The sequence below is a fragment of the Pseudomonas sp. JDS28PS106 genome (assembly GCF_036706555.1).
In the GTDB taxonomy this organism is placed as follows: domain Bacteria; phylum Pseudomonadota; class Gammaproteobacteria; order Pseudomonadales; family Pseudomonadaceae; genus Aquipseudomonas.
The window spans coordinates 412,658-438,542 of the sequence record NZ_JBAJGT010000002.1; the positions used below are offsets into that span (position 1 = coordinate 412,658).

General features: G+C 60.5%; 24 protein-coding genes and 1 tRNA gene. 13 read left to right on the top strand and 12 right to left on the bottom strand.

Going from position 1 to position 25,885, the window contains the following annotated elements; translation table 11 throughout:
• Nucleotides 1–13: 13 nt before the first annotated feature.
• Nucleotides 14–247 carry a hypothetical protein gene (locus tag TRP66_RS05050; protein WP_333400267.1) on the bottom strand — a complete coding sequence of 78 codons (234 nt, stop codon included), beginning with the start codon at nt 245–247 and terminating at the stop codon, nt 14–16.
• Nucleotides 248–739: 492 nt separating this feature from the next.
• Here TRP66_RS05050 and TRP66_RS05055 point away from each other — a divergent pair, with 492 nt between their 5' ends.
• Complete coding sequence (locus tag TRP66_RS05055; RefSeq protein WP_333400268.1) at nt 740–3,490, top strand: beta-glucosidase; 2,751 nt, start codon at nt 740–742, stop codon at nt 3,488–3,490.
• A 35-nt stretch (nt 3,491–3,525) separates the two neighbouring features.
• On the opposite strand, the gene TRP66_RS05060 is transcribed toward TRP66_RS05055, so the two are convergent.
• Complete coding sequence (locus TRP66_RS05060) at nt 3,526–4,170, bottom strand: TetR/AcrR family transcriptional regulator (RefSeq protein WP_333400269.1); 645 nt, start codon at nt 4,168–4,170, stop codon at nt 3,526–3,528.
• Between the two features lie 320 nt (nt 4,171–4,490).
• Between TRP66_RS05060 and TRP66_RS05065 the strand changes: the two genes are divergently transcribed.
• Nucleotides 4,491–6,074, top strand: coding sequence for an aldehyde dehydrogenase (NADP(+)) (locus tag TRP66_RS05065; RefSeq protein WP_333400271.1), 1,584 nt, complete (start codon nt 4,491–4,493; stop codon nt 6,072–6,074).
• 304 nt (nt 6,075–6,378) lie between these two features.
• Here TRP66_RS05065 and TRP66_RS05070 read toward each other — a convergent pair whose 3' ends face one another.
• Nucleotides 6,379–7,581 carry an RtcB family protein gene (locus TRP66_RS05070; protein ID WP_333400337.1) on the bottom strand — a complete coding sequence of 401 codons (1,203 nt, stop codon included), beginning with the start codon at nt 7,579–7,581 and terminating at the stop codon, nt 6,379–6,381.
• Nucleotides 7,582–8,201: 620 nt separating this feature from the next.
• Nucleotides 8,202–8,289: transfer RNA gene (locus TRP66_RS05080), tRNA-Ser, on the bottom strand.
• A 122-nt stretch (nt 8,290–8,411) separates the two neighbouring features.
• On the opposite strand from TRP66_RS05080, the gene TRP66_RS05085 reads away from it, so the two are divergent.
• From TRP66_RS05085 to TRP66_RS05115, 7 genes are all read left to right on the top strand, one after another.
• A complete protein-coding gene (locus tag TRP66_RS05085; RefSeq protein WP_333400272.1) occupies nt 8,412–9,083 on the top strand; it encodes a Bax inhibitor-1/YccA family protein in 672 nt (223 codons plus the stop codon).
• A 101-nt stretch (nt 9,084–9,184) separates the two neighbouring features.
• The gene (gene tusD / locus TRP66_RS05090; RefSeq protein WP_333400274.1) at nt 9,185–9,577 is read left to right on the top strand and encodes a sulfurtransferase complex subunit TusD; all 393 of its coding nucleotides are present in this window, start codon (nt 9,185–9,187) and stop codon (nt 9,575–9,577) included.
• A 1-nt stretch (nt 9,578) separates the two neighbouring features.
• Nucleotides 9,579–9,938, top strand: a complete 360-nt coding sequence (gene tusC / locus TRP66_RS05095) for a sulfurtransferase complex subunit TusC (protein WP_333400276.1) — start codon at nt 9,579–9,581, stop codon at nt 9,936–9,938.
• On the top strand, nt 9,938–10,237 hold the full coding sequence (tusB, locus tag TRP66_RS05100) for a sulfurtransferase complex subunit TusB (protein WP_333400278.1): 300 nt from the start codon (nt 9,938–9,940) through the stop codon (nt 10,235–10,237). Before tusC ends, tusB begins: the two co-directional genes overlap by 1 nt.
• On the top strand, nt 10,234–10,569 hold the full coding sequence (locus tag TRP66_RS05105) for a TusE/DsrC/DsvC family sulfur relay protein (protein ID WP_333400280.1): 336 nt from the start codon (nt 10,234–10,236) through the stop codon (nt 10,567–10,569). The genes tusB and TRP66_RS05105 overlap by 4 nt, the downstream gene beginning before the upstream one ends.
• Nucleotides 10,566–11,567, top strand: a complete 1,002-nt coding sequence (locus TRP66_RS05110) for a glycosyl transferase family protein (RefSeq protein ID WP_333400282.1) — start codon at nt 10,566–10,568, stop codon at nt 11,565–11,567. The genes TRP66_RS05105 and TRP66_RS05110 overlap by 4 nt, the downstream gene beginning before the upstream one ends.
• 108 nt (nt 11,568–11,675) lie before the next feature.
• Nucleotides 11,676–12,674 (top strand): glutathione S-transferase family protein, encoded by a 999-nt coding sequence (locus TRP66_RS05115; protein WP_333400284.1) that lies wholly within the window; start codon nt 11,676–11,678, stop codon nt 12,672–12,674.
• 33 nt (nt 12,675–12,707) lie between these two features.
• Here the strand turns inward: TRP66_RS05115 and cysG are convergent, their stop codons facing one another.
• The 6 genes from cysG to TRP66_RS05145 form a co-directional block, all read right to left on the bottom strand.
• Nucleotides 12,708–14,102: a siroheme synthase CysG gene (gene cysG, locus TRP66_RS05120; protein ID WP_333400285.1), complete on the bottom strand. Its 1,395-nt coding sequence runs from the start codon at nt 14,100–14,102 to the stop codon at nt 12,708–12,710.
• Nucleotides 14,103–15,383 carry a serine--tRNA ligase gene (serS, locus tag TRP66_RS05125; protein ID WP_333400286.1) on the bottom strand — a complete coding sequence of 427 codons (1,281 nt, stop codon included), beginning with the start codon at nt 15,381–15,383 and terminating at the stop codon, nt 14,103–14,105.
• A gap of 16 nt (nt 15,384–15,399) precedes the next feature.
• Nucleotides 15,400–15,774: a fluoride efflux transporter CrcB gene (gene crcB, locus TRP66_RS05130; RefSeq protein ID WP_333400287.1), complete on the bottom strand. Its 375-nt coding sequence runs from the start codon at nt 15,772–15,774 to the stop codon at nt 15,400–15,402.
• Complete coding sequence (locus TRP66_RS05135; RefSeq protein WP_333400288.1) at nt 15,771–17,096, bottom strand: replication-associated recombination protein A; 1,326 nt, start codon at nt 17,094–17,096, stop codon at nt 15,771–15,773. The genes crcB and TRP66_RS05135 overlap by 4 nt, the downstream gene beginning before the upstream one ends.
• Before the next feature lie 20 nt (nt 17,097–17,116).
• A complete protein-coding gene (gene lolA / locus TRP66_RS05140) occupies nt 17,117–17,740 on the bottom strand; it encodes an outer membrane lipoprotein chaperone LolA (RefSeq protein WP_333400289.1) in 624 nt (207 codons plus the stop codon).
• A gap of 64 nt (nt 17,741–17,804) precedes the next feature.
• Entirely contained in the window at nt 17,805–20,240 is a 2,436-nt protein-coding gene (locus TRP66_RS05145; RefSeq protein WP_333400290.1) for a DNA translocase FtsK, read from the bottom strand.
• 507 nt (nt 20,241–20,747) lie between these two features.
• Between TRP66_RS05145 and aat the strand changes: the two genes are divergently transcribed.
• From aat to infA, 3 genes are all read left to right on the top strand, one after another.
• On the top strand, nt 20,748–21,458 hold the full coding sequence (aat, locus tag TRP66_RS05150) for a leucyl/phenylalanyl-tRNA--protein transferase (RefSeq protein ID WP_333400291.1): 711 nt from the start codon (nt 20,748–20,750) through the stop codon (nt 21,456–21,458).
• Between the two features lie 26 nt (nt 21,459–21,484).
• Entirely contained in the window at nt 21,485–22,192 is a 708-nt protein-coding gene (locus TRP66_RS05155; RefSeq protein ID WP_333400292.1) for an arginyltransferase, read from the top strand.
• Between the two features lie 102 nt (nt 22,193–22,294).
• On the top strand, nt 22,295–22,513 hold the full coding sequence (infA, locus tag TRP66_RS05160; protein ID WP_002553999.1) for a translation initiation factor IF-1: 219 nt from the start codon (nt 22,295–22,297) through the stop codon (nt 22,511–22,513).
• Nucleotides 22,514–22,642: 129 nt separating this feature from the next.
• Here infA and clpA read toward each other — a convergent pair whose 3' ends face one another.
• Both clpA and clpS read right to left on the bottom strand, forming a co-directional pair.
• On the bottom strand, nt 22,643–24,916 hold the full coding sequence (gene clpA, locus TRP66_RS05165; protein WP_333400293.1) for an ATP-dependent Clp protease ATP-binding subunit ClpA: 2,274 nt from the start codon (nt 24,914–24,916) through the stop codon (nt 22,643–22,645).
• Between the two features lie 30 nt (nt 24,917–24,946).
• Nucleotides 24,947–25,309 carry an ATP-dependent Clp protease adapter ClpS gene (gene clpS, locus TRP66_RS05170; protein WP_125832746.1) on the bottom strand — a complete coding sequence of 121 codons (363 nt, stop codon included), beginning with the start codon at nt 25,307–25,309 and terminating at the stop codon, nt 24,947–24,949.
• Between the two features lie 224 nt (nt 25,310–25,533).
• Between clpS and cspD the strand changes: the two genes are divergently transcribed.
• Complete coding sequence (gene cspD / locus TRP66_RS05175) at nt 25,534–25,803, top strand: cold shock domain-containing protein CspD (RefSeq protein ID WP_333400294.1); 270 nt, start codon at nt 25,534–25,536, stop codon at nt 25,801–25,803.
• The last annotated feature ends 82 nt before the right edge of the window (nt 25,804–25,885 follow it).

Below are 25,885 nucleotides of genomic sequence, written 5' to 3' on the forward strand. Positions count from 1 at the left end.
AACGCCAGGGCGCTCAGTCTGACCTATTTTGCGACATTTTGTTCGCGGATGTGTCGTTCAGAGGACGACCGCCCTTGGTGGTCTGGGTCTGCTGCTGACGCTCCGCCTTGGGGTCTTTGGTCTGGGTCATCACGGTGGAATCGGTGGTGCCGGACGTCGCGTCGACTTCGCTCGACTCCGCCGCCATTGCGGTATTACCCAGCATCAGACTCAAGACAACACCCGCACCGATCAGAGGCAACTTCATAGTATTTACTCCATTTAATAAAAACAAATAACCGGCAACTATCGGCGCATAAGACGCCGCTTTTCACCGACCCGCATGAAAACTAAATAAAAAACAATCCGGTCAGACCTTCCGCAGTGCGGACACACCCTCGGAAAAACTTAAACCCATCGACCAGTAGGTTTACCGAGAGTTCCTGATCTGTAACGAAAAAATTCGAAAATCAACAAAAATGCGCTTTCGTTTGACATTTCTGTATCGTTTTAGACTTAATTGTAACGTTTTTGAAATTCAAAGTGCCATCATATAGTGGCGCTTTAGTGGCACTTCGGATCAACGAAAACGCAATTAATACAATATAAAACACTTAACCAGTCACCAACACTCGCGCCGACTTTAAAACTTCGGCCAACGCGACGACGGGCAACTATTGCCTGTAGAAAAGTCATGATGTTTGTGCGCAGTCGCACGGCACATGCCCGAAACCTTTACTTGGATCACTTGGAGAGTTAGATGAATAAACGAAAGATGCTTGGAGCGCAGTCAGCCTTGACTTTGCTCGCCCTGGCCGTTTCTCAGGTACACGCGGCGGACGCGTCGCAGCTGGAAGCTCGTGAGGCGCGCGCCGAGAAAGCGGCGCAACAGACCCTGGACAAAATGACGCAGGAAGAAAAGCTGAACTATATCGGCGGAACCGGCGGATGGGACGTCAAGCCACTCTCCAACTACGGCGTTCCTCAGATTCATGGCGCGGACGGCGGCGTCGGCGTGCGCTACACCAGTGAAGGCAACGCCCAGGGCGTGGTCTACCCTTCCGGCCCGAACCTGGCAGCCACCTGGAACCCGCGCCGCGCCATCGACCTGGGTCGTGCGCTGGGCTACGACACCGTGAGCGGCGGCTATCACTTCATCACCGGTCCCGGTGTGGCGCTGTACCGCATGCCGTACGGCGGTCGTGCATTCGAGTATCTTTCCGGTGAAGACCCGTTCCTGGGCGCCAGCCTGGCACCCGGCGTCATCAACGGCATCCAGGCCCGCGGTGTCTGGGCCAACGCCAAGCACTTCGCGGCCAACGATCAGGAGAGCAGCCGCTTCAAGCTCAACCAGATCATGAGCGAGCGCGTGCTGCGCGAAATGTCGCTGCCGGCCTTCGAATCGGCGTCGAAAAACGCCAACGTCGCGATGGTGATGTGCGCTTTCCAGCAGATCAACGGCGAGTTCGCCTGTGAGAACAAGCATCTGCTGACCCAGATCCTGCGCAAGGAATGGGGCTACAAGGGCATGGTGCAGAGCGATTACAACGCCGTGGTGCACGGTCTGAACGCAGCCCAGGCCGGCACCGACCTGGACATGATGGGCTACCAGATGAACAGTTCGGTGCTCAAGCCGCACCTGGACAGCGGCGAACTGAGCGCGGCGACCATCGACGATAAGGTGCGCCGGATCCTCAAGCTGATCTACCTCTACAAGTTCGATACCCCGCGTGAGCTGACCGCGCACAACACCAAAAACATGAACAGCTCGACCAGCAACAAGGTCGCGCTGAACGCTGCCCGCGAAGGCATCGTGCTGCTCAAGAACCAGGACAATCTGCTGCCGCTGGACAAGCAGAAGGTCAAGAAGATCGCGGTCGTAGGCAACCTTGCCAAGTACGCCCCGCCGACCGGTTTCGGCAGCGCCAACGTGATGGCCAGCCATTACGTCAGCGAGCTGAGCGGCCTGCAACAGATCGCACCCAACGCCAAGGTCGAGTTCATCGACGGGCTGTCGCTCGATCCGACCACCACGCCGTGGACCAGCACCAACACCCGTGGCGACGAAGTCCAGGGCCTCAAGGCCGAATACTTCAGCAACGCCAACTGGTCGGGCGATCCAGCGGTCACCCGTACCGAGAAGCACATCGACCTGGACTGGGCCAACGACACCGACCTGCCGTTCGCCAGCAACACGCAGCCTTCCGATGCCTACGCCGAGCAAGGCTCGACCTCCGGCTCGCTCAACGGTGACACCTCGGCCACGTCGATCCGCTACAGCGGCAAGATCACGCCGACTCAAAGCGGCGAGCAGGTCTTCAAAGTGCGCGCCGACGGCGCAATCCGCCTGTGGGTCAACGGCAAGAAGATCATCGACAACGGTGACGGCAACCCGATTCCGGGCAACAGCATTCCGCCGACCATTCCCGAGTTTGCCAAGATCGACCTGGAAGCCGGCAAGTCGTATGACGTGAAGCTGGAGTACTCCCGTCGCGCCGGCTACCTGTCGACCATGGGTGGTCTTGTGGGTGTGCAGATGAGCTGGGCTGCGTTGAACGCGCCGCAGGACCTGTCCGCGTATGACGCAGTGGTGGTGGCTGTCGGCAACAGCAACGAATACGAGGGCGAAGGTTTCGACCACAGCTTCGATCTGCCCGAGTATCAGAACCAGCTGATCCGCAGCATCGCCAAAGTCAATCCGAACACCGTCGTGACCATGTTCGGCGGCACGGGCCTGAAGATGAGCGATTGGGTCGACGAGGTTCCGGCGGCGCTGCATGCGTTCTATCCGGGCCAGAACGGCGGTCAGGCGCTGGCGGAAATCCTGTTCGGCAAGGTCAACCCGTCGGGCAAGCTGCCGATCAGTATCGAACGCAATATCGAAGACAACCCGATCTACGCGACCTTCCCGAAATTCGACAACCACAATACGCTGACCGAGATGAGCTACAAGGATGACCTGTTCCTGGGTTATCGCGGTTACGAGAAGAAAGGCATCAAACCGCTCTATCCGTTCGGTTACGGCCTGTCGTACACCACCTTCGGCTACAGCAACATCAAGGTCACGCCGGGCGTGGCGGTGGGCAACACGCCGATCAAGGTGTCGTTCGACCTGACCAACACCGGCAAGGTGGGCGGTTCTGAAGTCGCGCAGCTGTACGTCGGCCAGCAGAACCCGAAGGTCGAGCGTCCGATCAAGGAACTCAAGGGCTACAAGAAAGTGTTCCTGGAGCCAGGCGAAACCCGTCGCATGACCATCGAGCTCAACGATCGCTCGCTGGCCTACTACGACACCAAGAGCAACAACTGGGTCGTGGATGCCGACACCTTCAACATCTCGCTGGGCGCCTCGTCGCAGGACATCCGCCTGAATGCCAAGCTGGTCAACCCATACCGTCAGGAACTGTCGACCACGACCAGCAACCCGCTGCCGCGTTCGGCGCTCAACCAGGTCAAGGTCGAGAAACCGGAAGTGAAGACCGGCGGCGTATTCGACCAGACCGTCGAGTAATGCCTTTATAAGTCAGAAACAGGGATGAAGCCGGCTCAAGGATGAGCCCTTATGGATTGGTCGACCTGCGCAATGTAGTCGTCGAACGCCGCCACCAGATCCACCTCGTCGGGGAACCGCAGCCACTGGATCTGCAGACCATCCATCATTGACAGAATCTGCTGGATCAGCTTGGGCAAATCCACATCGCCGCGCACCTCGCCCCGCTCCACAAGCCCCTCGAACTGCGACAGCATGCGCGCGCGGATATCGGCGTAGCGCTCCTGATACCAGCCCCAGGCCGGCTGAGTGTCCACCAGACTCTCGGCATTGAGGATCGAAAAGGCGCGGACCACACCCGGAGCGGTCGCATTGGAGCGATTGATCGCCCGCAGACTTTCCAGCAAACCGGTCAGGGTATTCTCCCGGCGCACCTCGTCGGCAAGCTTGCGATTGACCTGGTCGCGGCGTTCCAGCACTGCCATCAACAGCGAAATCTTGCTCGGAAAGTGATGCAGCAAGCCTGCGACTGAAATGCCAACGATAGCGGCCACCTTGGCCACCGAAGCGCCGGTATATCCTTCCAGGGAAAACACCTGCAGTGCGGCGTCGAGCAGTTCTTCGCGACGCTTCTCCCCCTTGGGCGCGCGCCGTTGCCTGGGAGTAGCCGGGTCCTTGTCCGTTGGGTCATGCCGAGTCATGTCGAGCTCCTTTTTCAACAGCGGCGTACCGTACCGGCTCGCGGCAGTACCTGCAACGCTGGAAACCGGCCTTGCGGTCGTCCGACTGACTCAAGCTGGCACAATGAATGGCCGGATCACCCGTTATCGCCTAGTCTTTTCCGACGCTGTGCGGCAGTTGCAACACCCCCAAGCGAGGTTGTACGATGACTGCTGACATTTACCCCGGCTCATGCCGTCGAACCCGTTCGATCCTTTACCGTAAAGCAACTCGGCAACCCATAAGGAAGCAGATCAGGGTCACCCGATCCGCCTTCGACCTCAAACAACAGGAGATACCGATGCCTAACATTCTCGGCCAGAACTTCATCGCTGGCGGCCGCAGCGCCCTGGGTCAGACTTTGCAGAAGAGCCTGGACGCCACGACCGGTGAAGAACTGCCCTACGGTTTCCACCAGGCCACCGACGGCGAAATCGATGCCGCGGCCCTGGCGGCCAAGAATGCCTTCCTCGAATACCGTCAGCTGAGCCCTGAGCGTCGCGCCGAATTCCTCGATGCCATCGCCGATGAGCTGGACCAGTTGGGCGATGACTTCGTCGCCATCGTGTGCCAGGAAACCGCTCTGCCTCAAGCGCGTATCCAGGGCGAGCGTGGCCGCACCAGCGGTCAGATGCGCCTGTTCGCCAAAGTCCTGCGTCGCGGCGACTTCCTCGGCGCGCGGATCGACCTGGCGCTGCCGGATCGCAAGCCACTGCCACGCGTCGACCTGCGCCAGTACCGCATCGGCGTCGGCCCGGTCGCCGTATTCGGCGCCAGCAACTTCCCGCTGGCGTTCTCCACCGCCGGCGGCGATACCGCAGCCGCGCTTGCAGCCGGCTGCCCGGTCGTATTCAAGGCACACAGCGGCCACATGGCGACGGCCGACCTGGTGGCCAGCGCGATCATCCGCGCCGCTGAGCGCACCGGCATGCCCAAGGGCGTGTTCAACATGATCTTCGGTAACGGCGTAGGCGAAGGCCTGGTCAAGCACCCGGCAATCCAGGCCGTCGGTTTCACCGGTTCGCTGAACGGCGGTAACGCCCTGTGCAAAATGGCAGCCGAGCGTCCTCAGCCAATCCCGGTGTTCGCCGAGATGTCCAGCATCAACCCGGTGGTTCTGCTGCCTGAAGCACTGGCCACCCGTAGCGACTCCGTCGCCAAGGACCTTGCCGCTTCGGTGGTCATGGGCGCGGGCCAGTTCTGCACCAACCCGGGCGTGGTCATCGGCCTGCGCTCTCCCGCGTTCTCCTCGTTCCTTGAGCAACTGACCGAACAGATGGGCGGCCAGGCTCCACAGACCATGCTCAACGCGGGCGGCCTGCGCAGCTATAGCAAAGGCGTCGAGCACTTGCTGTCGCATCCGGGTGTGACTCACCTGGCCGGCAAGCCACAGGAAGGCAAGCAAGCCCAGGCCCAGCTGTTCAAGGCGGACGTCAGCCTGCTGCTCAATGGCGACCCGCTGCTGCAGGAAGAGGTCTTCGGACCTACCACGCTGGTCATCGAAGTGGCAGATGACGCTGAACTGAAAAACGCCCTGCTCGCCCTGCGTGGCCAGCTGACCGCAACCCTGATCGGCGAACCGACCGACCTGTCGAAGTACAGCTGGCTGCTGCCGATGCTCGAAGACAAAGTCGGCCGGATTCTGGTCAACGGTTATCCGACCGGCGTCGAAGTCTGCGAAGCCATGGTGCATGGCGGCCCGTATCCGGCCACCTCCGATGCGCGCGGCACGTCCGTCGGCACACTGGCAATCGACCGCTTCCTGCGTCCTGTCTGCTACCAGAACCACGCTGACAGCCTGCTGCCGCCTGCCCTGCAAAACGCCAACCCGCTGGGCCTGCGTCGCCTGGTGAACGGCGAGTGGAGCGATCAGCCTATCGTCTGATCGACAGCTGAAGGAAAAACGGCGCGCCCCGCAAGGGACGCGCCGTTTTTTTTGCGTCGGGGACTGGCGGAGCCAATCCAGAGTGGCTATACATTCGAAGCGGCAATCGTTTCACCCGAAAGTTCAATTTTTCAGCGTCTGATTGCCGGCGTCGTTCTGAAGCCGCGGCCGCGCATTCCCGTCACTGGTCATAATTTAGCCATCTTGGCAGAGCCCACGTCCTGCGCGGCTTACAAAAAGTTACCCACAGACATACCCACGATTTCGGTGGACAACTTTTTGGTCTATGGCGCCAGGCCATGCCCTACCCCTTCACGCAAACGACCTGCCGCAGGGTATGCACAATTTCCACAAGATCGCGCTGCGCGGCCATCACCTTGTCGATGTCTTTGTAGGCCATGGGTATTTCGTCAATGACCGCTTCGTCCTTGCGACATTCCACGTGCGCGGTGGCGCGCACTTGATCGGCGACGGTGAACGTCGCTTTCGCCTGGGTCCGGCTCATTACCCGTCCAGCGCCGTGGGAGCAGCTGCAAAACGCTTCTTCGTTTCCGAGACCTCTTACGATGAAGCTCCTGGCACCCATGGAGCCGGGAATGATCGCCATCTCGCCTTTCTGTGCGGAGACCGCGCCCTTGCGGGTCACAATGATGTCTTCACCAAAGTAGGTGCCTCGCTCAATGTAGTTGTGATGGCAGTCCACAGCGATCAGACGCGCTTCGAAGGGCTTGCGGATAATGGAGCGCGCCGCATCGAGCACAGCCAGCATCATGACCGCGCGGTTTTGCCGAGCGAAATCCTGCGCCCATTCCACTGCCTCTACATAGTCGTCGAAGCTGCGGGTACCCTCCTTCAGGTAGGCCAGATCACGATCAGGCAGATTCACCATATGGACGCGCATTTCCTCACGAGCCTTGTTGATGAAGTACGAGCCGATTGCATTGCCGACGCCCCGCGAACCGGTGTGCAGCATGAACCAGACGTGATCGGCTTCGTCGAGACAGACCTCGACGAAATGGTTGCCCGTCCCGAGCGTTCCCAGGTGCTTATGATTGTTGCTCTTGGCGAGGGTCGGGTGCCTGGCGACGATAGTGTCGAAGCGCCCCTTCATGGCGCTCCACGCAAGGTCGACCCGTTCGGGCGTTGCATCCCAAGCGCCTTTGTCACGGCCATTGCGTCCCGAGGTGCGACCATGGGGGACGGCTTTCTCGATAGCGCTACGCAGACCGGCCAGTTTATCGGGCAGGTCGTTGGCGCGCAGAGACGTACGCACCGCCGACATGCCGCACCCCAGATCGACGCCCACCGCTGCAGGAATCACCGCCCCTTTGGTAGGAATGACGCTGCCGATGGTGGAGCCTTTGCCCAGATGAACGTCAGGCATGACCGCCATGTGCTTGAAGATGAACGGCATCTGCGCTGTGTTGATCAGCTGTTGTCTGGCGCCGGGGTCCACCGGCACGCCCCGCGTCCACATCTTGATGGGTTTGCCGGCGTGGTCCTGCATGAGCTCATAAGGCTGCGTGTTCATGTCTCGGTCCTTGGTCATTACCTGACACCTGTAGTATTGCCGGAGCCGTACCAAACTTGAATTCAGATAGACACATTTGATCGCATCCAGGAATTCGTCTCCCGCGTAAGTCGCACTGCCCGGAGCCAGGCCGATGCCGGGCGCTAATTGTTCAAGCGCTCTCGCAATGCAACGTATCCCCAATGATTCGGACAGGATTTGCAAATACCTGCCCGGTTCGGACTGAGTTGGGAAAGGATAAGGCCAGCAAAGCCCGGGTAGAGCATGTGGTTTCAGGAGTACTGGAGCACCAAGACAAGCGGCGGCTGACGGCATCAAGAATTTTCAGCTTCGAGATACCCGGTCCAGAGCGGCCAGTGAAATCGACAGTCTGGCGGACGCCAGCCGTATTTTGGGCCAAACCGATAAGCGCATCACGGAGACGGTCTATCGGCGCGTCGGTGAGATCGTCAAACCGACCAAATAAGCGTCCGTAAACGAGGGAGTTGCGGAACGCCTGTCAAAGTTGCAGACGCCTTGACGGTTTCGCGCACGATGGGTTGCTGACCCCATAAACGAAAAAGCCCCGAATTTTCGGGGCTTTAGCGTATCTGATATGGCGGAGGCATAGAGATTCGAACTCTAGGACCTGTTACAGTCGGCAGTTTTCAAGACTGCTGCCTTAAACCACTCGGCCATACCTCCACTTGCGTTGCGGGCGCCATAATACCGGAATGAAACAAGCTGTCAAACACTGCGGGTGGCCCGTTGCAGCGGCTCTGTTATGATCTTTGCAACTCAACATTTCAACAGTAAGGAGTTTCGCCATGCGCGAACAGGATTACGCCCTTAAAACCGGCATGCAGGCCGACCAGCTAGAGGTTAGTCGTGTCCTGCGCAACACCTACGGCCTTCTGGCCCTGACCCTCGCGTTCAGCGGTGTGATGGCGTTCGTCGCGCAGCAGATGCGTGTCGGTTACCCGAACATTTTCGTTGTGCTGATCGGCTTCTACGGTCTGTTCTTCCTCACCGCCAAGCTGCGTGACTCCGTTTGGGGTCTGGTGTCGACCTTTGCCCTGACCGGCTTCATGGGCTTTTTGCTTGGCCCGATCCTCAACCGTTACCTGGGCATGACCGGTGGCGCCGAAGTCGTCAGTTCCGCGTTCGCCATGACCGCGCTGGTGTTCGGCGGTCTGTCGGCTTATGTACTGATGACCCGCAAGGACATGAGCTTCCTGGGCGGCTTCATCACCGCCGGTTTCTTCGTTCTGCTTGCCGCGGTACTGGCCAGCCTGTTCTTCCAGATCAGCGGCCTGCAACTGGCGATCAGCGCCGGCTTCGTACTGTTCTCGTCGGTCTGCATCCTGTTCCAGACCAGCGCGATCATCCACGGCGGCGAACGTAACTACATCATGGCGACCATCAGCCTGTATGTGTCGATCTACAACCTGTTCATCAGCCTGTTGCAGATCTTCGGCATCATGAGCCGCGACGACTGATCGGTATCCGCGTCAACAAAAAGCCCGCGCATGCGGGCTTTTTGCTGTCTGGCGTCGGCGAATTCTTTATCATTGCGCATGTCCCGCCCACAGAGCCGACAATGAAATTTGCCATATCCCTATTCGCCCCGGCCCACGCGCCTTCTTCAAGGCGGGCGTTGCTGTTTGCCCAAGCGGTCCTGGCCGGCGGCCATGAGATTGTGCGTCTGTTCTTCTACCAGGACGGCGTGCATGCGGCCTCGGCCAATATCGTGACACCTCAGGACGAACAGGACCTGCCCCAAGCATGGCGCGAGTTCGTTACACAGCATCAGCTCGATGGCGTAGTTTGCATCGCGGCCGCCTTGCGCCGTGGCGTGCTGGACGCGCGGGAAGCCGAACGCTATCAACGACCCGCCGTGAACCTGGCGGGAGGCTGGGAGCTATCCGGCCTGGGCCAGCTGCATGACGCCGTGCAGACGGCCGATCGGCTGGTCTGCTTTGGAGGTCCTTGATATGGCCAAGTCGCTATTGATCATCACACGACAGCCGCCCTGGGCCGGCCCGAGTGCCCGGGAAGCGCTGGATATCGTGCTCGCCGGCGGTGCTTTCGATTTGCCGATCGGCCTGCTGTTTCTGGATGACGGCGTGTTTCAGCTTGCGCCGGCGCAGAATCCGTCGGCACTTCAGCAGAAGGATCTGACCGCCAACCTCAAGGCGCTGGAGATGTTTGGCATTGAAGACGTCTACGTCTGCGCCGAAAGTCTCACGGCACGCGGGATGACAGTCGACCCCGCCAATGGAATCAGCCCGCTGAATGACGGGCCCCTACTCGCGGCCCTCATCAACGGTTATGACCAGGTGATCACGATCTGATGGCTACCTTACACGTGCTTTCCCATTCGCCGTTCACCGATACGCGCCTGACCAGCTGTCTTCGATTGCTGGGGCCCGAGGACGGGTTGCTCTTGACCGGCGACGCCGCTTACGCGCTGGCCCTCGACAGCGAGCCGCGACGCCTGCTGGATCGCGACGTGGCCACCGACCGGCTGTTCGTGCTGGGCGAGGACCTGGTGGCACGCAATCTCCCGGCGCCAGAAGGTGTCGAATCAGTCGACTATCCAGGGTTCGTCGAACTCACTCTTCGTTTTGACAGGGTCAATACCTGGCTATGAATCATCTGATCGTCGCAGAACACTCGATTGCGCTGGACAAGGACGGCTTCCTGGAAGACCTCGATGACTGGTCCCTGGACGTCGCCCGGGCATTGGCCGGAAAAGAAGGCATCGATCTTGGCGCCGAGCACATCGAGATTCTGAATGTGCTGCGGGACTTCTACGCCGAGTTCCAGCTTTCCCCCGCCACTCGCCCGCTGATCAAGTACACGGCGCTGAAACTGGGTGCCGAAAAAGGCAACAGCATGCACCTCAACCGTCTCTTCAACGGCACCCCCGCCAAACTTGCCGCCAAGCTGGCGGGCCTGCCCAAGCCGACCAATTGCATATGAACGATTACGCCCCTCTGGTAACCCGGACCCCTGACGAACATCCTTTCGCCGAATTCGTGCGCATTCTGGGCAAGGGCAAGCGCGGCGCCCGCAACCTGACGCGTGAGGAGGCGCGCAGTGCGATGGGCATGCTGCTCGACGGCAAAGTCGAGGACACGCAACTTGGCGCGTTTCTGATGCTGCTGCGCCACAAGGAAGAAAGCGCCGAGGAACTGGCGGGCTTCACCGAGGCCCTGCGCGAGCGGCTCGCTGCACCGGCAATCCAGGTGGATATCGACTGGCCTACCTATGCCGGCAAGAAACGACACCTGCCTTGGTATCTGCTGGCCGCCAAATGTCTGGGCCAGAACGGCATCAGGGTGCTGATGCATGGCGGCGGCGCGCATACGGCCGGTCGCCTGTACACCGAACAGTTGCTGGATCTGCTGGCCATTCCCCTGTGCCGCGACTGGCAGACGGTCGACTCCGCTCTGTCCCGCGAAGGACTGGCTTTTATCCCGCTCGCGGACTGGGCACCACGCCTGCAGCGGATGATCGATCTGCGCAACACCCTCGGTCTGCGTTCGCCGATCCATTCTCTGGCGCGCATTCTCAATCCTCTGTCGGCCCGTTGCGGGCTGCAGAGCATTTTCCACCCCGGCTATCAGAGCGTGCATCGCGAGGCCAGCCGTCTGCTTGGCGATAACGCCATCGTGGTGAAAGGCGATGGCGGAGAGATCGAAATCAATCCAGACACCATCAGCCACCTGTATGGAACCGCGGACGGACAAGCCTGGGACGAAGAGTGGCCGGCGCTGTCGCCACGCCGTCACGTGAAACCTGCGACGCTGGACCCGCAGCAACTGGTCGGCCTCTGGCGCGGTGAGGTGCAGGACAGCTATCCGCAGCTGGCCTTGATTTCGACCATAGCGCTGGCGCTTCGCGGTCTGGGTATGGAGCGAGACGAAGCGTTCGCTAAAGCCGAGCAGTTCTGGGCGCAGCGTGACCGAACGCTCTGATCATCGAATTTATCGATAGGAAGCGCCGAGACTTTGCGCTTTTCCTTCGAACCAATCCGATTAGACTCACCTCCAACATTTATTATTTAAAGAGTTGGAGACGAGTCCATGGGCCTCCTGGTTGAAGGGCACTGGCGCGACCAGTGGTACGAAAGCAGCAAAGACGGCGCGTTTCAGCGCGAACAGGCCCAGCGACGCAACTGGGTGACGGCTGACGGCGCAGCAGGACCCAGTGGTGAGGCAGGCTTCCAGGCCGAAGCCGGTCGTTACCATCTCTATGTCTCCCTCGCCTGCCCTTGGGCCCACCGCACGCTGATCGTGCGCAAGCTCAAAGGCCTGGAGTCCTTGATCGGCGTTTCCGTAGTCAGCTGGCTGATGCTCGAAAACGGCTGGACGTTCGATACCCGAAAAGGCTCGACGGGGGATCCGCTCGATCACCACGACTTTCTCCACCAGCGCTACACCACCGACGATCCCAAGTACACCGGCCGAGTCACCGTACCGGTGCTCTGGGACAAGAAGCTCCAGCGCATCGTCAGCAACGAGTCCGCTGAAATCATCCGCATGTTCAACACGGCATTCGACGGATTGACCGGCAATAAGCTGGACCTGTATCCCACGGATTTGCAGCCGCGCATCGATCAGTTGAACGAGGAGATATACCCCAGCGTCAACAACGGCGTGTACCGGGCCGGGTTTGCCACCTCGCAAGGGGCTTACGAGCAAGCTTACGACGGCTTGTTTACCGAGCTGGATGCACTGGAAGACTTGCTGGGTAAGAATCGGTATCTGGCAGGCGAGTATCTGACCGAAGCCGATGTGCGACTATTCACCACCATCGTGCGGTTCGACGCTGTCTACTACAGCCACTTCAAGTGCAACCTGCGTCGCATCGCGGATTACCCGAACATGAGCAACTGGCTGCGTGAAATGTATCAGTGGCCTGGCATTGCCGAGACAGTGAGTCTGGAGCATATCAAGGGTCACTATTACGGTAGCCATCGCACCATCAACCCTACTGGCATTGTTCCGAAAGGGCCGGCGCTGAATTTCAGTGCCAGCCACGATCGGGAACGCCTGTCAGGGAACGGGATCGTCACCCGCTAGGCATGCACGGCGCAGTCGTGCATAACCCCGCAATCACAAGGTGGCCTGGGCACCTTCAAACCAGGCCAGCTTGTCACGCAACTGGACGACTTCGCCGATGATCACCAGCGTCGGGGCATGCACCTCGTGCTCGGCGACCAGTTGTGGCAGGTCCGCGAGCGTTCCGGTGAATACCCGCTGGCTCGACGTCGTGCCCTGCTGAACCAGCGCTGCCGGCGTATTTGCGGCCCGGCCGTGCTTGATCAACTCCGCGCAGATCACTGGCAGACCCACCAGCCCCATGTAGAACACCAGAGTTTGCGCCGGAGCCACCAGATCGGCCCAGGGCAGATCCGTGGTGCCATCCTTCAGATGCCCGGTGATGAAACGCACTGACTGGGCATAGTCGCGATGGGTCAGGGGGATGCCGGCGTAAGCCGCGCAGCCACTGGCGGCTGTGATGCCGGGGACCACCTGGAACGGGATGCCATGTGCAGCCAGTTCCTCGATTTCCTCGCCGCCGCGTCCGAAGATGAACGGGTCGCCACCCTTGAGACGCACCACGCGCTTGCCCTGTCGGGCCAGTTCGACCAGTTGCTGATTGATCCGGTCCTGGGGCACGGCATGGTCTGCGCGACGTTTACCAACGTAAACCCGTTCGGCGTCGCGGCGGCATAGATCCAGAATAGTCGGCGCCACCAGCCGGTCGTAGAGCACCACGTCAGCCTGCTGCATCAGGCGCAAGGCCTTGAAGGTCAACAGATCAGGGTCGCCAGGACCCGCGCCTACCAGATAGACCTCGCCGGTCGCCTTTGGCGCATCGCCCGCGATCTTGGCTTCCAGCAGCCGCTGAGCTTCTTCGCCCTGCCCGGCCAGCTGGCGGTCGGCGATCGGCCCCTGGAAAACATCCTCCCAGAATGCGCGACGTTGCTGCACATCCGGAAACAGACCTTTGACCTGATGCCGAAAGCGTGCCGCCAGTCCGGCAAGCTGGCCGTAGGTAGAGGGAATCCAGGTTTCCAGCTTGGCGCGGATCAGACGCGCCAGGACTGGCGCGTCTCCGCCACTGGACACAGCGATGACCAGCGGGGAGCGATCGACAATGGCCGGGAAGATCACCGAACACAAGGCAGGAGCGTCAACCACGTTGACCGGTACGCCACGGGCGCGGGCTTCCTGGGAAACCCGTGCGTTAAGCGGCTCATCATCGGTGGCGGCGATGATCAGCACGCAGCCGTCCAGATCCTGAGTTTCGTATCCGCGCGGCACCAATTCGCCGCCGCTGTGCTCAACCAGATCGCGCAACTGGTGTTCGATCTGCGGCGCGACTACTCGCAGAAGCGCTCCGGCGTCCGCGATCAGACGTGATTTGCGCAGGGCGATCTCGCCGCCGCCGACCACCAGGACCCGGCAGCCACGCAAATTATGAAACAGCGGCAGGAATTCCATTTAGCCGATGACCTCGATACCACCCATATAGGGCTTGAGGACTTCCGGCACGCGGATCGAACCGTCGGCCTGCTGATAGTTTTCCAGAACCGCGACCAGCGTACGGCCGACCGCCAGGCCCGAGCCGTTGAGGGTGTGGACCAGTTCCGGTTTGCCGGTCTCCGGGTTGCGCCAGCGCGCCTGCATGCGACGCGCCTGGAAATCGCCGCAGTTGGAGCACGACGAAATCTCGCGGTATTTGTCCTGGCTCGGCACCCAGACTTCAAGGTCATAAGTCTTGACCGCGCTGAAGCCCATGTCGCCTGTGCACAGTGCCAGGGTGCGGTAAGGCAGTTCCAGCAATTGCAGAACGCGTTCGGCGTTTGCGGTGAGCGATTCCAGTTCGGCCATGGATTGATCCGGCGCAACGATCTTGACCATTTCGACCTTGTCGAACTGGTGCTGGCGAATCATCCCGCGAGTATCACGCCCCGAGGCGCCCGCTTCGCTGCGGAAGCACGGCGTGTGGGCCACGAATTTTAGCGGCAGCTGTTTCGCGTCGAGAATCTGACCCGCCACGATATTGGTCAGCGAGACTTCGGCGGTGGGGATCAGGTACAGGTCGGCTTCGCCCTCGCGACCGATCTTGAACAGGTCTTCCTCGAACTTCGGCAACTGGCCGGTACCCTGCAACGCAGGCGCCTGGACCAGATACGGTGTGTAAGTCTCTTCGTAACCGTGCTCGTTGATATGCAGGTTGATCATGAACTGCGCCAGCGCACGGTGCAGACGGGCAATCGGCCCGCGCAGCAGGGCGAAGCGCGCGCCCGACAGTTTCGCTGCGGTTTCGAAGTCCAGCCAGCCGAATTTTTCACCCAGCGCGACGTGATCCTGAACCGCGAAGTCGAACTGCTTCGGCGTGCCCCAGCGACGGACTTCCACGTTGCCGTCTTCATCGGCGCCCACCGGCACCGATTCGTCGGGCAGGTTTGGGATGGTCAGCAACAGACCGTCCAGCTCGGCCTGGAGGGTATCCAGCTCGGCCTTGCCCTCGGTCAGTTCGTTGCCCATGCGCTCGACGTCCGCCATCAGCGGAGCGATGTCTTCGCCACGCTGCTTGGCCTGGCCGATGGATTTGGAACGGGCGTTACGCTCGGCCTGCAGCTGCTCGGTGCGGGTCTGGACGACCTTGCGCCGCGCCTCCAGCGATTCGATGCGGGCCACGTCCAGCGTGAAACCCCGGGAAGCCAGGCGGTCCGCTACGTCCTGAAGGTTGGTACGTAACAGTTTGGAATCGAGCATATCGTTCTCTCGTCTATCAAAGTCTGGTCAGATACAGGCCAACCCAGGTCGCGAGCAGCCCGCCGAACACGCTGATGCCGGCATAGCCCAGCGCCAGCGGCACCTGCCCGCTTTCCAGCAGGCGCAGCGTGTCCAGTGAAAAGGATGAAAAGGTCGTCAGACCGCCGACGAAACCGACGATCAGCCCGGCCCGGATTTCCACGGGTACTTCGGGTCGCATCAAAAACAGGCCGTACAGGGCGCCGATGATCAGGCAGCCGGCGATGTTCACCGCCAGCGTTGCCAGATAAAAGTGCCGCGGCCAGTTCGCGCTGACCCAGTTGCCCGCTGCAAAACGCAGTAATGTACCAGCGATACCGGCAACCGACACCGCAAGAATGGTCTTGATCACGATTTTCTCCGCTTCCGGGGGCTGGCCTCGTCCAGAGCGGACAGATGCTTCAGTTTTTCGCCGATCTTGAGTTCCAGGCCTCGCGGCACCGGATGGTAATACTGCCGGGGCTCCAGCTCTTCGGGAAAGTAGTCCTCGCCCGCCGCGTAGGCGTCCGGCTCGTCATGGGCGTAACGGTATTCTTCGCCGTAGCCCAGCTGCTTCATGAGCTTGGTCGGCGCGTTGCGCAGATGCAGGGGCACCTCGAGCGAACCATGCTCGCCGGCCTCGCGCATCGCGGCCTTGAATGCCATGTACACCGCATTGCTCTTGGGCGCGCAGGCCAGATAAACGATTGCCTGGGCAATTGCCAATTCGCCTTCAGGACTGCCGAGCCGCTCCTGGACGTCCCAGGCCGACATGCACAACGGCAAAGCGCGCGGGTCGGCGTTGCCGATGTCTTCGCTGGCCATGCGCACGACGCGGCGCGCCAGATACAGCGGGTCGCAGCCGCCGTCGATCATCCGCGCGAACCAGTACAGGGCCGCATCGGGATTGGAACCGCGAATGGATTTATGCAGCGCGGAAATCTGGTCGTAAAAGGATTCCCCACCCTTGTCGAACCGGCGTCGGGTATCGCCCAGCAGGCTCTGCAGCAACTCGACATCGATCTCGCTGCCATCTTCGGCAAGGTCCGATGCGTTCTCCAGCAGGTTGAGCATCCGGCGACCGTCGCCATCGGCAGCCGCCATCAGAATCGAAAAGCCTTCGTCACTCAGCGTCAGATGCCGCTGGCCCAGCCCCCGGTCTTCGGTAAGCGCCCGGTGGACCAGCTTGCGCAACGCCGCTTCGTCCAGGCTCTTGAGCACGTAGACCCGGGCTCGGGATAGCAATGCGTTGTTGATTTCGAACGATGGATTCTCGGTGGTCGCGCCGATGAAGATCAGGGTGCCGTCTTCGACGTAGGGCAGGAACGCATCCTGCTGCGACTTGTTGAAGCGGTGGACTTCGTCGACGAAGAGAATGGTGCGGCGGCCATATTGCCCGGCTTGCTGGCGGGCTATCTCCACGGCCTGGCGGATTTCCTTGACGCCCGCCAGGACCGCGGAAACCGTTTCGAAATGAGCGTCCGAGACTTTGGCGAGCAGCCTGGCGAGCGTCGTCTTGCCAACGCCGGGTGGTCCCCAGAAGATCATGGAATGCAGCGCGCCCTGCTCCAGCGCCTCGCGAAGCGGCTTCCCGTGGGCGAGCACATGCTCCTGACCGACGTACTCGTCCAGATTGGTTGCCCGCAGCCGCGCGGCCAGGGGTTGAGCTATCGGTTCACGGCTGAACAGGTCCATGGTCCGGGATCGAGCCCTCTTTACTCTTGGATGACGTCAGCGCCCTTGGGAATCTGGAACTGAAATTTGCTGGCAGCAATCGGTTCGTTGGCCTTGACGCCGGTGAACAGAATGTTGGTCCGCTGTCCGACGCTATCGATCAGCTGCATGTCGTTGATCATGCCATTGCGAAACGACAGGCGCAGGCTGTCGAACAAGGTGTCCTTGGTCTTGGGCTTGAGCACGAAATCAATCACGCCTCCCGCTTCCTTGGCGGTGATGTCGAAGCTTTCGCTGATCTTCGACACGTCGCCGGACAGCAGCAGCGCGGGGGTCTGGGTCAGACGCTGATCAAGCTTCTTGATGGTGACCTGCTCCAGGTCAGGGTCCCACAGCGACACCTTTTTGCCATCGGAGACCATGAGTTGCTCCTGAGGCGCGTCGGTGTGCCAGTTGAACAGGCCCGGCCGCTGCAGGGCCATTTCGCCCGCGGTTTCCTGGAGCTGGGTGCCGCTGGCGTCCAGCGTCATTTGCGAAAACCGCGCGGTCAGCGTGCGGGAGGTTTCCAGCAACTGAGTCAGGCGCGCTACATCCTTGCTGTCCGCATGGGCGGGGATCACGGAAAAGGTCAGTGCGGTTGCCAGTAACATGCGGATAAGGCGCATGGGGATCCTCATTGAAGTCAATGGTTGTGCGGCGACGCATCGAGATGCGCCGCCTTGGCTGTAATCAGTCGCGCATCGGGCCGGGCGCGATCACTTCGCGCGAGCCGTTGGTATTCATGGCCGTCACCACACCCGCCATTTCCATGGCTTCGATCATCCGGGCCGCGCGGTTGTAACCGATCTTGAGCTTGCGCTGCACAGCGGAGATGGACGCACGGCGGCTTTCAAGCACGAATTTGACAGCCTCGTCATAGAGCGCGTCGCTCTCGCTGTCTTCGCCGCCTTCCCCGCCACCGCCATCGAAGCCGCTGCCCGCCTCTTCCACGCCGGCCAGAATATCGTCGTTGTAGTCCGGCGTGCCACGCAATTTCCAGGCTTCGACGACCCTGTGCACCTCGTCGTCGGAAACGAAGGCGCCGTGCACGCGGATCGGCAGGCTGGTGCCCGGCGGCATGTACAGCATGTCACCGTGGCCCAGCAACTGCTCGGCGCCGCCCTGATCGATGATGGTCCGGGAGTCGATCTTGCTGGACACCTGGAACGCCATGCGGGTCGGGATGTTGGCCTTGATCAGACCGGTGATGACATCCACCGATGGACGCTGGGTCGCGAGGATCAGGTGAATACCGGCCGCCCGGGCTTTCTGGGCGATACGCGCGATGAGTTCCTCGACCTTCTTGCCGACGATCATCATCATGTCGGCGAATTCGTCGACGACCACCACAATGGTCGGCAGGGTCTTGAGCAGCGGCGCCTCGTCGTGAATGCTCTCGCGGCGGTACATCGGATCGGAGATCGGTGTGCCTTCTTCCTCGGCGTCCTTGATCTTGCGGTTGAAGCCGGCCAGGTTGCGCACGCCCATGGCGGCCATCAACTTGTAGCGACGCTCCATCTCCGCGACGCTCCAGCGCAGCGCGTTGGCTGCGTCCTTCATGTCGGTGACCACCGGGCACAGCAGGTGCGGAATGCCTTCGTAGATCGACAGTTCCAGCATCTTGGGGTCGATCATGATCAGCTTGGCGTCCTCGGGACCCGACTTGAACAGGATCGAGAGGATCATGGCGTTGACGCCCACCGACTTACCGGAACCGGTCGTACCGGCCACCAGCAAGTGCGGCATCTTCGCCAGATCGGTGATGACCGGACGCCCGCCGATGTCATGACCCAGTGCCAGGGTGACCGGCGACTTGGAGTTGTCGAACTCCGACGAAGACAGGACTTCGGAGAAGCGCACGATCTGCCGGTCTTCGTTGGGAATCTCGATACCCACGGTGGTCTTGCCGGGAATCACCTCGACCACACGCACACTGGTCACTGCCAGCGAGCGGGCCAGGTCCTTGGCAAGGTTGGCGATGCGGCTGACCTTGACGCCAGCAGCCGGCTGGATCTCATAACGGGTGATGACGGGGCCGGGATGAATGGAATCCACCGTGACCTCGACCCCGAACTCCTTGAGCTTGATTTCCAGCAGGTTGCCCACCGCCGCCAGGGATTCAGGCGAATAGTTGAGCTGCTTCTTCTCCGCCGGATCGAGGATGGAGATCGGCGGCAAGGTGCCTTCCACTGCGCTGTCGACAGCCGTTGGCGCCGGCTTGGCCAGCGAGACCGCGCGCTTGGCTGGCTCAGGCGGACGGGCAACCGCCACCGGGGCTGGCGTGGGAGGGATGACCGCCGGCATCGGTTTATCGAGCACTGGCGCGGACCGTATCACCGGCTCTTCGCGCTCGGTCGGCCGCTCCTTGATTTTCGGCGTCTCGCGGACTTTCGCAGGCTCGCGTCTGGGGGCGGCCGGCGCCATGACGTCCTCGTCGTCGCGATCGAATGCACGCAATTGCGCCGCCATCTGCCGACGCTCGCTGCGAGCCGTCCACCAGCGATGCACCGCGCCCTGCAGCAGTTCGAACAGGTCCAGGGTGATCTTGCCGGTCACGTCCATGACCTTGAACCAGGACAGATCGGTGAAGACGGTCAGGCCGAACAGAAACAGCGCGATGAACAGCAGCGTGCTGCCCTGGATATTGAGCGCTCGCTTCGCGAGATCACCCAGCACCTCGCCCAGCACGCCCCCGGCGGAGCCTGGGAAACCCGCTGTAAAATGGAAGTGGATGTGCGCCAGCGCCGCGCCGGCCAGCACCAGGAACACCAGTCCGATCAGGCGCCAGGAGAACAGCCAGCCGCTCCACTGCCAGGGTTCGTGACGCTGGCGAAATACCTGCCAGGCCTTGATGGCCAGCAATAGCGGGAAGATGTAGGCAAAGTAGCCCAGCACCATGAACAGAATGTCGGCGCAGAAGGCGCCTGCGCGCCCGGCGGCGTTCTGGACCTGGGCGGCGGTGCTGGTGTGGCTCCAGCCGGGATCGCTCTGATCGTAGGTCAACAACGCCATCATCAGATACAGGCACAGGGCACCGAAGGCAATGAGCGCGCCTTCCTTGAGCCGGTAATGCAGTTGCTGTCGCCAGAGCGGAACAGCGCTGGGTGCTGGTGTGGATTTCTTCAAAACGCTTTATTTCCTGCGCTGGAGCGCGAACTTCTCATTGAATGACTTTGAACGCTTGCCGAGGGCACTGCCCGCCCGTTGAAAAAGGGCTCGCTCGAAACGTGGGCGACGGCCGGACCGATGACTTGAATGATACCGCGCGGCGCAGGCATTGTACGGCTTTGCGGCGCTTGCGGTCTGTACGAAAAGTCGTCGGCAGAGCTTGATCGACGCAAGCGGCCTGCTCGCGCAGCCCCGGCGACGAATCCTGGCCCGGCAGTCGTGTAGCATACTCCCCTGCGTCCACGACAGCTTCCGAATTTGAGCATGCATTCTCTTTTGTGACAAAGGCTTATGACGTGTTTTTCCCGGATTCCCGAACCATACAGCAGGTAGCCCCATGATCGAAATGCCCGGCCGCCGTCGTACCACGGCCCGCTCCCCGGCGACCGCGTGTGACCTCGGTTACACGCCAGAGTTGCATGACACCCTGTCCGCCGCCCTCCCCTTCCACCCGAAACCCCGCCCATGCTGACCTGGCTGCAGCGTGACAGGCTGATTTTTCCCCCGCTGGACAAGGCCATGCGCGAGCCCAACGGCCTGCTGGCCGCCGGCGGCGATCTGTCTCCCGACCGTCTGATCCAGGCCTATCGTCATGGCTGCTTCCCCTGGTTTCAGGATGGCCAGCCCATCCTGTGGTGGTCGCCGGATCCGCGCACCGTGCTGCTGCCCTCACAACTGCATGTCTCGCGCAGCCTGTCCAAGGTCTTGCGCCAGGAGCGCTACACCGTCACGTTCGACCGGGACTTCGCTGCCGTCATACGCGCATGTGCGTCTCCGCGCAGTTATGCCACCGAAACCTGGATCACCCAAGGCATGCAGGATGCTTATCTGGAGCTGCATCGTCGCGGTCACGCTCACAGCGTGGAGGTCTGGTCGGGTGACGAACTGGTCGGCGGGCTCTACGGGCTGGCAATGGGCAGGCTGTTCTTCGGCGAGTCGATGTTCAGCCGGGCCGACAATGCTTCCAAGGTCGGTTTCGTGACCCTCGTCAGGCATCTTGAGGCGTGGGGCTTCGTATTGATCGACTGCCAGATGCCGACCACACATCTGCAAAGCCTGGGCGCCACCCAGATTCCCCGTCGCGAGTTCTCCGAATATCTGCGGACCTGTCTGGATCAAGTGAATAAGGCCGACTGGTTGCCTAGGCGAGGCGGACAGCCTGACATACACTCATAACCAGGATTCTGAAAAAGGGGGCGATCATGACGGAGCTGGCGCGGCTTAAGTTTTATGCCACTCAACCCCATACCTGCAGCTACTTGCCTGAAGAGCAGGCGACCACGCTGTTCCTGGACCCCAGCCAGCCCATGGATGTGCAGGTCTATTCCGACCTCTCGGACATGGGTTTTCGTCGCAGCGGCGATCATCTCTACCGTCCGCATTGCCAGAACTGCAGCGCCTGCGTGCCCGCGCGGATCCCGGTCAACCTGTTTGTGCCCGATCGCCAGCAGAAACGCATCTTCAAGCGCAACGCGGACATTTCGGTGCGCAGTGTCAAACCGGTGTTCACCGAAGAATACTTCGACCTTTATCAACGCTATATCCAGCAGCGCCATGCCGACGGCGACATGTATCCACCCAGCCGGGATCAGTTCTCGACGTTTCTGGTCCGCGACCTGCCGTTCTCGCGTTTCTACGAATTCCGCGCCGAAGGCCGGCTGCTCGCCGTGGCCGTGACCGACTTGCTGCCCAATGGGCTTTCCGCGGTTTATACCTTCTATGAACCCGCCGAAGAGCGGCGCAGTCTGGGCCGTTACGCCATCCTCTGGCAGATCGCCGAGGCGGCAAGACTGCACCTGCACGCTGTCTACCTCGGGTACTGGATCAAGAACTGCAAAAAGATGAATTACAAGACCCAGTACCGGCCGATCGAGCTGTTGACCAATCAAAGATGGGTCACGCTGTACTGAATCCCCTTGGCTTGAACGGGCTTTTTCGGGCACAATGCACGCCGCTTTTGCCTGGCGCCACTTGCACCGGGCCACTCATTTGTATACCGAGGGCTTTACTGCATGTCGAAAGAAGACAGCTTCGAAATGGAAGGCACTGTCGTCGACACCCTGCCCAACACCATGTTTCGCGTGGAGTTGGAAAATGGGCACGTCGTAACCGCGCATATCTCCGGCAAGATGCGCAAGAACTACATCCGTATTCTGACCGGCGACAAGGTGCGTGTTGAATTGACGCCCTATGACCTGAGCAAAGGGCGCATCACCTACCGCGCTCGTTAAGCAGGCATTGACAAGAACGCCCGGCATTGCCGGGCGTTTTTGTGTGCCTGAAGGTTTTGTACCAGACATCCAGTGTTGATCGCATGACCACCTCGCTCCGCGCCTGTCTGACGCGGAGCGAGGCATCGATCAGGCCATTTCCGCCGTGGTCTCGAAATCGAAGGTGATTTCGCCGTCCTTGATGTCCACGTGCACGACCCCGCCGTGTTCCGACAATTCACCGAACAGGATCTCCTCGGCCAGCGGACGCTTGATCTTGTCCTGGATCAGGCGCGCCATCGGCCGTGCGCCCATCGCCGCATCGTAGCCGCCTTGCGCCAGCCAGCTGCGGGTTGCATCCGAGACTTCCAGCAGCACACGTTTGTCTTCCAGCTGCGCCTGAAGCTCGGTGAGGAACTTGTCGACGACGCTCTTGATGACTTCGTGGCTCAGACGACCGAACTGGATGATGGTGTCCAGACGGTTGCGGAACTCCGGCGTGAAGCTCTTCTTAATGACTTCCATCGCATCGGAGGAGTGATCCTGATGCGTGAAACCGATCGATGCCCGCGCCGCCGATTCCGCGCCGGCGTTGGTGGTCATGATCAGGATCACATTGCGGAAATCCGCCTTGCGGCCGTTGTTGTCGGTCAGGGTTCCGTGGTCCATGACCTGCAGCAGCAGGTTGAAGACTTCCGGATGCGCCTTCTCGATTTCATCGAGCAGCAACACGCAATGCGGCTGACGGGTAATGGCTTCGGTCAGCAGACCGCCCTGATCGAACCCGACGTAGCCCGGAGGCGCACCGATCAGACGCGACACGGTGTGCCGCTCCATGTACTCGGACATGTCGAAGCGAACCAGCTCGACCCCAAGCGCCTTGGCGAGCTGACGCGCCGCTTCGGTCTTGCCGACCCCGGTGGGACCTGCGAACAGGAACGATCCGACCGGTTTGTCCGGCGACTTGAGACCGGCGCGAGACAACTTGATCGCTGTGGACAGCGAGTCGATGGCAGCATCCTGACCGAATACAGTGAGCTTGAGATCGCGCTCCAGATTGCGCAGCAGCTCTTTGTCGGAGCTGTTGACGTGCTTGGGCGGAATTCGCGCGATCTTGGCAACGATATCCTCGACCTGAGGCACGTCGATGCGTTTGACCCGCTGCTCCGCCGGTTGCAGACGCTGGTAGGCGCCCGCTTCATCGATCACGTCGATTGCCTTGTCGGGCATGTGACGATCATTGATGTAGCGCGATGCCAGCTCGGCGGCGGCTCGCAGGGCTTCGTCGCTGTACTCGATGCTGTGATGCTGTTCAAAACGGCCCTTGAGCCCGCGCAGGATACCGATGGTGTCCTCCACGGACGGCTCGGACACGTCGACTTTCTGGAAGCGACGCGCCAGCGCGCGATCCTTCTCGAAAATCCCGCGGAACTCCTGGAAAGTCGTGGAACCGATGCAGCGGATGTCCCCGGAAGACAGCAGCGGCTTGAGCAGGTTGGACGCGTCCATCACCCCGCCCGAGGCGGCGCCTGCACCGATGATGGTATGAATTTCATCGATGAACAGGATGGCATGGGGACGCTTGCGCAGCTCGTTGAGCAACGCCTTGAAACGCTTTTCAAAATCGCCGCGGTATTTGGTACCGGCGAGCAGCGCACCCAGGTCCAGCGAGTAGACGACGCTGTTGGCGAGCAGGTCAGGCACCTGATTATCGACGATGCGCTTGGCAAGACCCTCGGCGATGGCAGTCTTGCCCACGCCAGCCTCACCCACCAGCAACGGGTTGTTCTTGCGACGACGGGCGAGGATCTGCGCAACGCGCTCGACCTCGTGCTCGCGACCGACCAGAGGGTCGATGCGGCCCTGGCGCGCCAGTTCGTTCAGATTGCTGGCATAGGCATCCAGAGGATTGCCTGAGGATGATGCTTCACCGCCCTCGTCGTCCTGCATATCTTGCTCACCTTCGGAAGAGTGTTCGCCATGCCCCGGAACCTTGGAGATCCCGTGGGCGATGTAATTGACGACATCAATTCGAGCAACGCTCTGCTGCTTGAGCAGGAAGACGGCCTGGCTTTCCTGTTCGCTGAAAATAGCGACCAGCACGTTCGCACCGGTCACTTCACGCTTGCCGGAGCTCTGTACGTGGAAGACTGCACGCTGCAGAACGCGCTGGAACCCAAGCGTCGGCTGGGTTTCGCGGTCCTCGTCATGCACGGGGATCAACGGAGTGGTGGAGTCGATGAACTCCTGCAGGTCATGCTTGAGCTTATCGAGGTTGGCGCCGCAGGCACGCAAGACAGTGGCTGCAGCCTCATTGTCCAATAGAGCCAGCAGGAGGTGCTCGACCGTCATGAACTCATGACGCTTGGAGCGGGCCTCCTTGAAGGCAAGATTGAGGGTGACTTCGAGCTCACGGTTTAACATAGCTTCACCTCATACCCAAGTGGCCGGCGTTTAACCGTCCTTCTCGATCTCACAGAGTAGTGGATGCTGGCTTTCCCTGGCGTATTGGTTGACCTGCATTGCCTTGGTCTCGGCGATGTCGCGGGTAAACAATCCACACACTGCCCGCCCCTCTGTATGGACGGCCAGCATGACCTTGGTGGCCAGCTCACGATTCAGGTTAAAAAACACCTCCAGCACTTCGACGACGAAGTCCATGGGTGTGTAGTCATCGTTGAATAAAACCACCTTGTACATCGGTGGAGCCTGCAGGGTCGGCTTGGCGTCCTGCACTGCGATGCCAGCCGAGTCGTCCTCGTGTGACTGCGGACCATCCTGATTGAATGTTAGTCGAATCTTGCTGATTGGTTGCATGAAAGAAATGTTCGTTCAAAGGGCGGATTGAGCACTCGATCACACGCAGACCGCGTTTAAAAAAATTGGTCTGCTGCATGACCTTGACTATCAGCTAAACGGTGTTACAAACAATAGAACCCACATTGGGTAAAAAGGGTCCGCGCAGTCAACCAAAATTTTTCGGTCAGGCGGATTGAGGTGGATGATACTCCAGACGGAGTCCTTTGCAGAGGGATATGGCTATGCTCAGTGGTAAAGTCAAGTGGTTCAATAATGCAAAAGGCTATGGATTCATCCTGGCCGATGGCAGGGATGAAGATCTGTTCGCGCATTACTCGGCGATCAACATGGATGGTTACAAAACTCTCAAGGCCGGCCAGCCGGTCAGCTTCGAGATCATCCAGGGCCCCAAAGGGTTGCATGCTGTCAATATCTCTCCGGTCGCCGTGAGCGTTGGGACCGTGGCGGATGTTTCGAATACGACCCCGAAAACTTCGAACGTGCCAGCCTGAGGCGAGCCACCACAAACGCCAGCCATAGTTTGACCAATGACCCGGGCTTGCCTGGGTCATTCGTTTGCGAGCCCCGCTTTTT